The sequence below is a fragment of the uncultured Proteiniphilum sp. genome (assembly GCF_937873925.1).
Lineage (GTDB): Bacteria > Bacteroidota > Bacteroidia > Bacteroidales > Dysgonomonadaceae > Proteiniphilum.
The window spans coordinates 1-12721 of sequence record NZ_CALNAT010000090.1 but is presented as its reverse complement, the minus strand read 5'-3'; the positions used below and the strand labels follow the sequence as shown (position 1 = coordinate 12721).

The 12721-nt window shown below is 42.0% G+C and carries 14 protein-coding genes; 13 read left to right on the top strand and 1 reads right to left on the bottom strand.

The features are described 5' to 3' along the window. The coding region (locus Q0502_RS06345) for a transposase (protein WP_298648584.1) at window positions 1–614 on the bottom strand (614 nt) is incomplete at its 3' end. Window positions 615–1199: 585 nt separating this feature from the next. On the opposite strand from Q0502_RS06345, the gene Q0502_RS06340 reads away from it, so the two are divergent. The 13 genes from Q0502_RS06340 to Q0502_RS06280 form a co-directional block, all read left to right on the top strand. Further along, complete coding sequence (locus Q0502_RS06340; protein WP_298648581.1) at window positions 1200–1796, top strand: hypothetical protein; 597 nt, start codon at window positions 1200–1202, stop codon at window positions 1794–1796. 29 nt (window positions 1797–1825) lie between these two features. Continuing rightward, window positions 1826–2707: a glycosyltransferase family 2 protein gene (locus Q0502_RS06335; RefSeq protein ID WP_298648579.1), complete on the top strand. Its 882-nt coding sequence runs from the start codon at window positions 1826–1828 to the stop codon at window positions 2705–2707. A 4-nt stretch (window positions 2708–2711) separates the two neighbouring features. Then, window positions 2712–3590 carry a glycosyltransferase gene (locus tag Q0502_RS06330; protein ID WP_298648576.1) on the top strand — a complete coding sequence of 293 codons (879 nt, stop codon included), beginning with the start codon at window positions 2712–2714 and terminating at the stop codon, window positions 3588–3590. 10 nt (window positions 3591–3600) lie between these two features. After that, complete coding sequence (locus tag Q0502_RS06325) at window positions 3601–4494, top strand: lanthionine synthetase LanC family protein (protein ID WP_298648574.1); 894 nt, start codon at window positions 3601–3603, stop codon at window positions 4492–4494. Window positions 4495–4620: 126 nt separating this feature from the next. Beyond that, the gene (locus Q0502_RS06320) at window positions 4621–5115 is read left to right on the top strand and encodes a hypothetical protein (RefSeq protein WP_298648571.1); all 495 of its coding nucleotides are present in this window, start codon (window positions 4621–4623) and stop codon (window positions 5113–5115) included. 183 nt (window positions 5116–5298) lie between these two features. Next, the gene (locus Q0502_RS06315) at window positions 5299–7182 is read left to right on the top strand and encodes an erythromycin esterase family protein (RefSeq protein ID WP_298648568.1); all 1884 of its coding nucleotides are present in this window, start codon (window positions 5299–5301) and stop codon (window positions 7180–7182) included. 68 nt (window positions 7183–7250) lie between these two features. Further along, window positions 7251–7613 (top strand): hypothetical protein, encoded by a 363-nt coding sequence (locus tag Q0502_RS06310; RefSeq protein ID WP_298648567.1) that lies wholly within the window; start codon window positions 7251–7253, stop codon window positions 7611–7613. Window positions 7614–7626: 13 nt separating this feature from the next. Further along, window positions 7627–7752, top strand: coding sequence for a hypothetical protein (locus tag Q0502_RS06305; RefSeq protein ID WP_298648565.1), 126 nt, complete (start codon window positions 7627–7629; stop codon window positions 7750–7752). A 39-nt stretch (window positions 7753–7791) separates the two neighbouring features. Continuing rightward, complete coding sequence (locus tag Q0502_RS06300; RefSeq protein WP_366521772.1) at window positions 7792–7986, top strand: hypothetical protein; 195 nt, start codon at window positions 7792–7794, stop codon at window positions 7984–7986. 201 nt (window positions 7987–8187) lie between these two features. Next, window positions 8188–8724, top strand: a complete 537-nt coding sequence (locus Q0502_RS06295; protein WP_298648564.1) for a hypothetical protein — start codon at window positions 8188–8190, stop codon at window positions 8722–8724. Beyond that, window positions 8724–10523, top strand: a complete 1800-nt coding sequence (locus Q0502_RS06290) for an erythromycin esterase family protein (RefSeq protein WP_298648562.1) — start codon at window positions 8724–8726, stop codon at window positions 10521–10523. Before Q0502_RS06295 ends, Q0502_RS06290 begins: the two co-directional genes overlap by 1 nt. A gap of 117 nt (window positions 10524–10640) precedes the next feature. Then, window positions 10641–11918 (top strand): HlyD family efflux transporter periplasmic adaptor subunit, encoded by a 1278-nt coding sequence (locus Q0502_RS06285; protein ID WP_298648586.1) that lies wholly within the window; start codon window positions 10641–10643, stop codon window positions 11916–11918. Window positions 11919–11951: 33 nt separating this feature from the next. Continuing rightward, the coding region (locus tag Q0502_RS06280; protein WP_298648560.1) for a cysteine peptidase family C39 domain-containing protein at window positions 11952–12721 on the top strand (770 nt) is incomplete at its 3' end.

The window sequence follows — 12721 nt, the reverse complement described above, 5'->3', positions numbered from 1 at the left end:
CATGTCAATCCTGCCGTCGTAGAGTTTGGGTCTTCCCCTCTTGCCGGTAGGTTTTGCGGGGTGGGATAAAAAAGGACGGTGTCATTCCTGAAACGGCTCACCAGGGCAAAGCCCATCTTGTGTAAGCCCTCCACGAAGGCACTTTTGGAAAAGTATGCATCGGCAACCACGTGACGGCTTGCCTGCAGGAGTTTCTCCTTCTTTGAGTCCAGTACCCTCAGGTACCAGTCGAGCAGGTTAGAATCCCGGCTTTCCAGGGTCTGGCTGTCCGGTGTTTGAACTGCATCCAGGCTCATACAACCATTGTTATCGATATCGACCAGTCCGATTCCCAGGATCTCCAGTCCCCGTTTGGACTGGCCTGCAACTCCCGACCAGAAGTAACCAATCCATGGGGTATTCTTTCCCGATTTGGATATGTAACTCGGATCAATGGCTATCGCCTTGCGACTCCCGGTCAATATCCGCCCGGAGAGTGACAAGTTAAACCCACACCAGTCAAAATCCTTCGAGAAGTTCTGGCGGAAGCGTTGTTCACACGATTTGCCATACCTTCCCAACTGAAGGAAGTTGATCCTTCCGGGGATGACCATATATAAAATCAGTGTCTCCATCAGGAATGTTTTGAAACTTTTGTTTAACTTCGTTGTCACTTTACTAAGTACATCACTACAGATACCCCTATATTGGTTAAGTACGCTGAATCTTTCCACCTTCTTATAATCTTTGGTCAGATATAAAGATAGTGAAAATCAGCGGCTTAACCTTCTTTTTTATGTTAAACTCTGTTCATATGTGTCTAAATATTAATTAGTTGTCAAATATTTACCGAAGTATTATCATTTATGAAGAAAACTATATTCAGATTATTGGTCGTAATTCTTGGACTGATTATTATATTATTGAGTAAACCGCCTATTATTCATCCTTTCTAAATAAAACAGCGATAGATTATCCTGGCAGTTACCCTACTGATAAGAGGCAGTATAAGGATAAAATAACGATCGTTGTTCATTAAATGCTTGGGCGTCAAAAGTGCATAAGTTATAAAAACAATTAAGGTTTTAACGATTATATGCCTGATGTCGGCATCCATCGGGCTGATGAATGCCCAGACGGTCACTAAAAATGACATAATACTAAAATATACGGATATATTGACAAGTAGCGGAGACTGTTTTTTGTAAATCAACCAAAACATGAAATATTTGAATTATAATTTCTCCGACATTTTGAAGCCTCGTCGTATTCTTGGCATTATCGGCGATAATTATCAACGCCTCCAAATAAAATTCTTGAGTATCAAAAAAATGAAGGTATTCCATCAGAATATATTGTTTGCGGGCAATCTAAAGTCAATATCTGCGATTTTAAAGGAAAGATTATCGTTGAAAAAATACAAGAGACTATTCGTTTCAGAAATGGACTCGATAATATGTATAAAGGCAAATACCTTGTTTCGGGAGTGTCAGCCGCCAGATACATTCTGTATGAAGATAGTACGCAAAATAATGCGGGCCTCTTTGGCGGAACCCTGCAATTTATTATGGTACATTGATAATAGCAAGAACTTAAAATATGATGACATGTTTGCATTTTCAGACTGTTATTATAACAATGCATTCGTAGGGACCTGGCAGGCATACGAAACCAGCAAGAAAAAAATCTGTAATTTCGGTGAATACAGGATTCCTTTTATCAAACCAGATCTTGATGTCGGGTCTGGAGAATTTTATCCAAATCCCAAATATAAAAATAATAGATGGCAAAAATATGGCTATCCAGAAGAAGAATAATGAAAAAGAACTTAATAAAACGAACATAAATGCACCAGCCGAAAATATCCGTATTAATCCTGCTCTATAATTCAGGATCATTTTTGAGGGAAACTATTGACAGTGTGTTGGCTCAAACGTTCAAAGATTTTGAGGTGTTGTTGATGGATGACGGTTCCGAAGATAATACAGCCGGAATTATTGGAACATATCAAGACCCACGCATTCGGTACGAACGTTGTCCACGCAACTTTGCCGGGACATTTAACCGGGGCTTGTCCAAAGCAAAAGGGAAGTACATAGCACTGTTTGACCACGACGACATCATGGTGCCAAACCGACTGCAGGTTCAGTTCGACTTTATGGAAACTCATACTGATATTGTCGCCTGTGGTGCGTGGATGCAAGAATTTGGAGTTTCTTCAAATAAGTGGCTCGCCGTTAATGAATACGACCAAATAATATTGGAATTTATTGATAGGAAAGCCATATATATGTGTAATCCGACACTGTTTATCCGTAAGGAAAGTATAGATACTCACAACTTACATTATAAAGAGGGTTATTATTTCCATGCAGATATCAAATTCTGGCTAGACATTATCAAAATAGGTAAAGTTGCAAATATTCCTGAAATCTTGGTCTGGTACCGGACTTCTAAGACACAAACAAGTAAGCAGACCCGTTTGGAATTGCAAAAAACCGCCGAAGTAGTTTTTCTTGAACTTATTGATTACCTGTTCTTCAGAATAGACGATAACGAAGAAGTAAAATCGTTGTTGACCAAAGACGTTATACCGGTAGTAAAAGAAATGACCGAGTTATCCTTTTTTTCGAACAATATTTATTTTTCGCTTATGCGGGAGATTATCGAAGGACTGTATAAAAACGGGTTTATCAACCTAAAAGAACCGTTTATCTTACAATCTTAGCACAATGAATAAGATACCTACTATATCCGTTTTAATTCCAGTTTATAATTCAGCGGCTTTTATACGCGAGACCATCGACAGTGTTTTGGCGCAAACTTTCAGCGATTTCGAACTGTTGCTCATGGATGACGGTTCTTGCGACGGCACAGCCGATATTATAAGAACTTACAAAGATCCGCGTATCCGGTATGAACTTTGCCCTCACGATTTTGTCGGGACATTCAACAGGGGAGTAGATATAGCTCGGGGCAAGTATGTCGCACTGCTCGACCATGACGACATGATGGTTCCACGCCGTCTCCAAATGCAATACGATTTTATGGAATCCCGTTCCGATATAACGGCTTGTGGCGGAATTATGCGGACTTTCGGCAAAATGTCGATAGATTGGGTTCCGGTACTTGAATATGACCAGATCATTCTGGAATATTTAAGGAGAAGAACCGGACCTGTATTTAACCCTACCTGTTTTTTCCGTAAGGAAATCATCAATAAATACAATATCCGTTACAGGCGGGGCTATCACTTTGCCGTTGATACCAAGTTCTGGACGGATGTTATCAAAATCGGAAAAATTGAGAACATTCCTGAAATACTGGTTTGGTACCGGACTTCCGATACACAGACAAGCCGGGTCACTTTACCGGAATCTTTTAAGTCATCACATGTGATATACCAGGAGTTTATCGACTATCTATTATCCAAATTAAATGACAATGAGGAAATAAAGCCTAAATTGGCGGAAAAATTCATACCGGCCATGAAAAAATTGACGGAATTATCCCTATTTACGTCAGACCTCTATTTTCTTTTTATGAGGGAAATCATAGATGGATTGTATCAAAATGGATTTTTGAACTTAAAGAAACCTTTGGGTTTGTAATTTTTACACAATGGAAAATATTAAAACTTTTTTAAGCCAAATCGTTGACAGTTTTTACAGGGAAAAGAAAATACCTTATTTCCCGGGGTTATATCGTGGAAAAATCGGGATAGCCGTATTTCTCTGCCATTATGCCCGCTGGTCCCAACAAGAAATATACAACGATTTTGCTTTCGATTTAATCGAAGAAGCCCAAAGGCAGATGAAAGGCAAAAATCCCGTTAATTATCCCTATGGGTTAAGTGGTATGGGGACAGGGATTGCCTATACGATCCAAAATAACTATTTTGATGCCAATCTGGATGAAATTCTGGAAGATTTCGACAACATCTTATTTAAACACATGTCAACTTTTATCGATTTATCTTCTTTCAAACAGACAATCGGAATAGGAAAGTATCTCACCATCAGGATAAAAGACAGCAAGAAGCAGGACAAAATTAAAGAAATGATCGAGAAAGTAGTGCTCCTGACTCAATTGCAACTGACACGGACACCCTACTGTTTTCCCTATGCACTGGATCTATTATATAACCTTCGGGATATTTCGGAAAGAGCCTATAAGGTGTTTGAGGAAAATATGAAGTTGTTCGACAGTCACTATATCAAAGACGATCCTTGGGGATGGTTCAATTTCTTTTATAAAACACGAACATTATTCTCTGAAAAATATACCGAGGTTAATGAAACCATTGTGTCAAATAGACTGTTTCGAACAGAAGCAGAACGCATTCGCTGGCATATCGTAACAGGGATAGAGGTCGAACCAATTATGGTGCAGATAGCTATAGAACAGGCGCAGGCGAAAAAAGATGCGGGTTTGTTAACCGGTCTTTCCGGACTCGGCCTGTCGCTGATCTGCATGTTGGACAAAAGCCATTTGACATGGATAGAGCTGATATAGTTTTAACTCCTCTCCTCCATGAGGACTCGCAAATCCGTCTGGACGAGGCGAAAACAGAAAAATAACATACAACCCCGTATAGGGGCTAATTAACTCAAATTACAAACAATTTTAAATTTGGAAGCTATGAAAAAGGTACTGAAAAAAATTTCAATTTTAGATGAACTGGCAAAAGAAATGCAGGTGATAAGTGAAAATCAACAAAGAACTTTTATTGGTGGAGGGGTTTATGGCGATGGAAATAATAATTCCGGTTATTACACCCTATCTCAATTTTTTAGTTGGGAGGGGGACTGGACTGGAGGATTTGTTGAGGGGCTCGGATATGTATCTGCTGATATAGTTATTACGGGAGCTCCTTCTGGATATTACAATCCAAATCCTTATCCAGGGCAAGAGGCTCTATACCAAGGAGCCTATGATGCTGCTTTTGCTAACGCTGCGTCGGGTGAAACTTGGGACGCAATAAGAACGATAGGATATGGGATATTAAGTGGAATTGTAATGAATCCATATGGAGAATTCAACGGGAATGATCCCGGCATGCAGGCCATCAATTTAGGTACATGGCAAGGATTTATAGATGGCCGAAAAGCTTACGGAGCGAGCAACGGAGAATGATAATTAAGGGTTCTTTGATTAATAAAAGTTGTATGAAACGGGCAAGATAATTGTTCTCACACAAGAATATGATTGAAAAAGAGTTCCATATGAACTTTGAAAATAATTATTATCTCCATTAATATTCATATTATCAGTAAAATACAAATATAAATTGTTTAAACTGATTTCAAATTGGCACATATGAAAAGATACTTTGGTCTATTAATCCTTTTTATATTTCTCTGCATACAGTGTTCATCCCATAATAAAGAAACATATACGGAAATATATAATTTAAATCTTAGAAACCCGACAGACTCTTCCACTTTATATCAGTGGCGTATAAATCCCCGCTATTATGCCAATCCTTATACCTTTTTTTGGGGGGTAGAGAACAACCCTCCTTCCATTCAGTACTATAGCACAGGTTACTCTCCGGCAGACCAACTTCAATCCGAAATAGCACAGCGGATATTATTGCCCCTGCATAGTGAAAAAGATGGTATGGTGAAGCTATCATATAAATCAAAAAACATTGAATCCGCATACATGGTTATGGCCGGAATTGACAAGCAGGAGCAAATACTGTATTCCGATACCCTTCATCTTATTCCCGACACTAATATCGTATCTCTTTCAAGGAAAATCCATTTACAGCAAGCGGAATTAATGGATTTGAAAATTTTTGTACGAGGGGAGGAAAAAGGTAAAAATGCGGCCCCTTATTATCCTAAATTGGAAGTATCCTCTCTAGATATATTTATTGGCAAGAAGCATATAGATCAATATCCGGTAAGAAAGCTGTCATTCCCTTTTTCCGCAGGGAAAACGTTAACGATTCCTATTAACGGGAACGATCGTAACAGTATTGACCGGATTGAAGCCTTAAAAAGAAAGAAAATTGTAGGTTTCGGTGAATCGGTTCATCATAACATGTGTGTAACAGAGATGATAAGCCAACTAATAATGCATCGGGTGAGGGAAGGAGAATGCAGGCTTGTTATTCTTGAGCAGCCTATGGAAAAGGTACTGCATTACAATTATTACATACAGCATAAAGATGCCGGGGCAACGTTGGATGATTTACATAGTTCTCCCTTCACGGGGCTTTTGGAGCAGTTAAGGGAATATAACTTGACAAAAGAGCCGGAAGACAGGGTATTGCTTTTCGGAATGGATTATGTATACAGGTCGAATGCGGCGGAAAACTCAGCCATCACAATATTTGATTACATCAGCAACCGGAATAAAAAAAGTAAGATAAAACTTCTTGATGAATTTGCGTTACTATTAGCAGATTATACAGAACCGGCGGTTATTTTGTCTTATCTTAAAAAAAACAGGGAATTACTTGAAGAGCATTTATCCAGGGAAGATTACAAATGTATTTCGCATATTCTTAATCTTTCATGCGGACTTGGAGAAAATAACAACGAACGAAATTACATGCGGGATTCTGTAATGTATCTGAATACACGTTTTATTATGGACAATTTCTGTCCCGCAGACAAACAGGCCATAATATACGGACACACCTGCCACCTCAATCCGGTATCTACCTATCCGTCTATACCTTGCCAGCCCTTAGGATATTATCTGAGAAAATGGTACAAGGAAGATTATTCCTCTTTACTCTTCACTATAGGTACGGGATTTGCCGAAGCCACAGGTATTACAGGTGTTTTAGAAGAAAAGGGACTAATGTCGCCACCTGAAGGAAGCATGGAAAGCTTCTTGAATTCATACACCGAAAATGTTGTATATCTCCCGTTAAACAAAAACTTTAATATCTTGATGTTAAGTCGTAATAAAGGGAATCGCCATGTTCCCCAGGAGTTTTTTCCCTACAACTTTTATCAACGCCATGCAGGCGTGGTTTTTATTAAAGAATGTACTGAAAAGTCCGGTAAAGAAGACGTTATCAGGTTAAAAAATAAAATAGACAGCCTGGTTCAAAGCCAGGATCCTGATCCCAAAGAAATGGACAGACTTTTCAACAAAATATATGGAGAAGCTAATAATCGCGTAAAAGAACGTGAAGAACTTCTTCATGAAATAAAAAAGCGATTAAATAAATATCAATAAAGACAGCTTTAATAAATACAATACTTCGGTAAATATTTTACAACTGATTAATATTCAGAAATATATGAATGAAATTTAACATGAAAGAGTTGACCAAGAGACTGAATTTCAGCAACTTTATGGTATCCTACTACGATAAAGTAATGAAAAGAATCAGCCTGGAGGCAATCCAGACACCTGACAGCCAGACCCTGGAAAGCAGGGATACAAACCTGGTCGACTGGTACCCGCAGGTACTGGATTCAATCAAGGGGAAGCTCCAGAGGGTAAGCCGCCATGTGGCTGCCGATGCATACTTCTCCAAGAACACCTTCGTGGAGGGTTTACACGGAATGGGGTTTGCACTTATGAGCCGTTTCAGGAATGACGCCGTCCTTTTTTATCCCACCCCGCAAAACCTACAGGCAAGAAGGGTCGGCCAGACTCTATGATGGCAGGATTGACATGTCAATCCTGGACAAGTCCAGAGTAGAGAAAATCGATATCGACAACGAGGAACTCTACACCCTGGTCGCATGGTCCAAATCACTTAAACGGAAGGTGAGGCTTGCCATCTGGTACGACAGGTAAGGAAAGAATCCCAAACTGTACTTCTCCAGCAATACCGCTATGAGCTGTAAGGACGTTATCGAGTACTACCGTACACGTTTCCAGATCGAGTTCTGCTTCCGCGATGCCAAGGGCTTTACCGGACTTATGCAATCGCAGGCAAGGGACGTGGCAAAGCTTTCCTTCAACTTCAACGCCTCCCTTACCACGGTAAACCTTGCAAAGGTGCTGGCAAAGGAGATGCGGGTTTGTTAACCGGTCTTTCCGAACTCGGCCTGTCGCTGATCTGCATATTAGACAAAAGCCATTTGACATGGATAGAGCTTATATAGTTTTAACTCCCCTTCCATAAGGACTTGCAAATCCGTCTGGACGAGGCGAAAACAGAAGAATAACATACAACCCCGGATAGGGATTAATTAATTCAAACTACAAACATTTTTAAATTTGGAAGCTATGAAAAAGGTACTGAAAAAAATTTCAATTTTAGATGAACTGGCAAAAGAAATGCAGGTAATAGGCATTGAGGAACAGAGGTATATCTGTGGAGGCTCTGGAGGTGATTCTTATGGTAGCGGCTCCGGTTCTTACCCGGGACAAGGAGTTAGCGATTGTGTCATTCAATCCATCGCATATATGTTTGGGTTGTCGCCCGAGGAGGTTCACGCTAGATTGACTGGAATCGTTCAAAACGAATATGGTATGAGTGTGGATGCCAGTGCTGTTTGGGCAGGAACTGGTGCTAATTTTAGTGAAATAGAACTTCTTATGTATTCAATCGCAGGTTCATGTAATGTTAACTCTTATAATGCAAATACTTCGATGTCTGCGTTAGGTTTAATAGGCCCAGGGAGAAGTAATCAGGGTCATGCGGTAGTATTGAACTCTTACGACGCTTCAACAAATACATATCAATATACCGATCCTCAGAATAATTACTCGACCGGAACAATTTCAGCATCTGATTTGCAATGGATTATTTCAGGAAATTAATGAATGTAAAGATCTTCTTGATCTTTCTGCATCTTCTGCCGGCTTCCGGATTGTTTCCACAGTCGGTAGAGGATACGTATGACCTCCGTTTTGAAAGCTATGCCAGATCATACCGTGGAGACTGGACAAATATTGCAAGGATGATTAAGTTTTCCATGGACAGTACGGAAATTATCGACAAGAAATTTCCCTTGAAAATATTTTCAAGATACACAAGGAGAGCCGGGGGATGGGACGAAAAGAAAGAGATGCACTTTTCCCGTAAGGTAACCCTGCCCCAATATAAATATGGGGATACATGCACCGTCTTAATCAATGGCAAGAGTGAGAACATCGAGAACTGGAAATTTGAAGTCAGGGGGCTGGATGAAAACGAGTGTGTTTTATTTGCGGATTCTGTATACATTGAAAGTTGTTCATGGAAAATTAATTCCGTCTCTTTTCTGCTGCGCCATGAGAAAGCCCTGTGGATCATAATTGCATTCACGGACGAACATCCAAAAGAGAACCAGCATGCGTGGATCGACCGGATAAGGATTTCCATTGGTGATAAGGATATCAATACAATGGAGCTGGTGGACTTTTACGGAGGCTTCTCTACCGATTTGAATGAGGATCATGTGACACCATTATCGTTTTCCGAAGATAATGCGATTTTAAAAATACCGGAGATAAAAGATAAACAGATAATAGGATTGGGGGAATGCACCCACGGGAGTCAGGATATCAAAGAGGCTTGTTACCAGTTTATGAGGGCTTTAATTTCCGAACACAGTTGCAAGGCAGTTTTGTTTGAACGTGCCCCCGATATGTGCTTGAAATGGGATCTATATGTAAACGGGGTGATTTCCGAAGAGATAGAAGCGGATATAGAAGTGGAAACGAGAGCCTATTTTGATGATGAAGACTCGTTTGTCGATTTTTTAAAATGGCTCAGAAGCTATAATGAGACATCACAATCCAACGTGCATATTTTCGGGTTTGATACATTCGGTCAGCCCTGCCTGTTCTTTTACGACTATTTCAGGTTGCTTCTTGGAGAGGAATGCTCGCAGCCTTACCTGCAACTATTGAACGCTAATGATTACAAGGGGGTCATCGATCAGATATCGGGTGATTCGCAGTTACAATCTGTGCTGGACACAAAAGGCCTTGAATATTTGTTGTTTTTATTGGAAGAATCGACCCGGACAGGAACAGTTTTTGAGGAAAACGACGAAAGGGAAATAGACATGGGGCGCAGGGCCGATAAAATTATCCAACTCTACGTGAAGGAGGGTGATAAGGCTGTCATTCATGCCCATACTTCACATACCAATAAAATGAGTGATTTTTTCTTTGATGTCGTCGAGAAACCATCCATGGGCAATTATATTTATAGTAAATACGGGGATAAGTATTTTTCAATCGGGTTTCAGGCAGGCGAAGGCCTATATACCCAGGACGATTCGGGGATTTTCAGCAAAACCGTTACGGATACCCTGCAAACACCTATCCCTGCCAGTTTCGAGTATTCGGCCCTGAAGGTTGATAACCCATATTTCTATTATCCCACCGATAAATTGCCAGAGGGTATTTCCAATATAAGGATCGTCACGAGAGAACGTAAAAATTCAAATCAATTTTTCTTCTGTTCGATAAAGAAACGATTCAACGGATTGGTCTTTATACGTGATAATTCCCCATTACACGATATTGAACAGTACCCGTCTTATTACACGAAAGGGCTTATGCAGATCAAGGATAAGCAACAACGAGGATTATTATCCGGCAGTAAAGAGTATAAACGAGACCGTTAGAGATAAAAGCAGGAACATGAAAATGAAGTCATGGGCATGAAAGAGAATACTATACGTAATACGAATGACAAAGAGACCCCGAATCTGCCCGCAGTAATCCCTAGGCAACCGGACTCCATGGCTGAAAGATCAGAAGAAGTGCAGTCCATCATCGAGCGGATGCCCACCTGCTGGACCAAATGGGTCGCCCTTTGTGTGGGTATTTTAATGGGTGTCATCATTTTGTTGGGTTTTCTTATAAAATACCCCGACACGGTGGACGGACAGGTATCGGTAACAGCCGTAACCGCACCCGTGCGCCTGGTGGCCAACACCAACGGGCGCCTGATCCTTCTACAGCCGGATAAAACACAAATAGGGGAAGGAACCGTGATCTCCTATATCGAAAGCGGGGCCGACTACCGGCATATCCTTTGGGTGGATTCCCTGTTGAACAACCCCGTTCTGTTGGAAAAAGGGAATTGCAAGTTACCCGACTCGCTGCTGCTGGGCGACGTGAGTTCCGCATACAATGCCTTCATGCTTTCTTTCCTGCAATACAACCGGCTGTTGAATTCCGACATTTACGCCACCATGCGGCAAAACCTGCAGCACCAGGTCAATTCGGACAGGCTTGTCATTGAAAACCTTGACGGGGAATTAAAACTGAAAGACAATATACTGAAAGACTCCGAACATCGGTTAAGACAAGACAGTATCCTGCTGGAAAAACAAGTGATCAGCGAGCAGGATTACCAACAGCAACGGACATCACACCTGTCGTTAAAGGAATCCCTCCTGAACCTGCAAAGCAGCCGTTTATTGAAGCAATCGGAAATCAGCCGCAACCTGATGGAGATCCAACGCATCCAGCTCGAAGAGGTTGAAACCGGGGAAAAAGCCCACTCCGAATTCGTCACCCAGAAGAACGCCCTGTCCAATGCCGTGAGCCTCTGGAAGGAGCGTTACCTGCAATACAGCCCGGTGGAGGGGGAACTGGAATACCTCGGCTTCTGGCGCGACAACAGCTTCGTGCAGTCGGGGCAGGAACTGTTCACGGTGATCCCCGACAGGAACAACATCCTGGGGGAAGTGATGATACCCTCTTTCGGAGCCGGGAAAGTGGAAGCGGGACAAACGGCGAACGTAAAGATCAATAACTACCCCTACGACGAATACGGGTTGCTCAAAGGGGTTGTAAAATCCGTTTCGCGTATTACCAAAAAGATAGAAACAGCCAATGGAACAAGCGACGCCTACCTGGTAGTGATCGATTTCCCCGGAGGGACAACCACCAACTTCGGGAAATTCCTCCCGCTCGACTTCGAGTCGAAAGGGACGGCCGAGATCATCACCAAAAGGAAACGCCTTATCGAGCGCCTGTTTGACAACCTGAAAGCGAAGACTGAGAAATAAACAACAAATAATAAACGACAAGAAGGCAAGCATATGTTATTCAACCGTTTCCCCGTGGAATACCAGATGGACTCGCAGGATTGCGGGCCGGCATCATTGAAGGTCATCGCCAAACATTTCGGGAAATTCTATTCGCTGCAATACCTGCGCGACCGTTGCGGGATTACCAAAGAAGGCGTTTCACTGCTCGACCTGAGCACCGGCGCCGAAAGCATCGGACTGCGCACCCTGGCCATCAAATGCACCGTCGACGATGTGGTGAACAGCATCCCCTTCCCCGCCATTGTCTTCTGGAACGACAACCACTTTGTGGTGGCGTATGCGGCGGACAGGAAACACATTTGGGTTTCCGACCCGGCGAAAGGGCGCGTCAAATACACCCATGGACAGTTCCGGAAAGGATGGTACCGGAAAGATGAAAAACAGGGCGTGCTGCTTGCCGTGGAACCGGCAGCGGATTTCAAGGACTCGAAAGCACAGAGGGAACAACGCAAAAACAGTTTTTCAGGTATCCTGAAATATTTCCTGCCTTACAAGAACAATTTTACGCTGGTCTTTATCATCATGCTGGTGGTAACCCTGTTGCAGGGAGTGCTGCCGTTTATTTCCAAGGCGGTGATCGACGTGGGGATCAAGACCTCCGACGTGAACTTCATCAACATGGTGCTTATCGGCAATATCTCCATCCTGCTCAGCGTGATGGTCTTCAATGTGCTGCGCGACTGGATACTGATGCATATCACATCGCGCGTGAATATCGCCCTGATATCCGACTACCTGATAAAGCTGATGAAGCTGCCGGT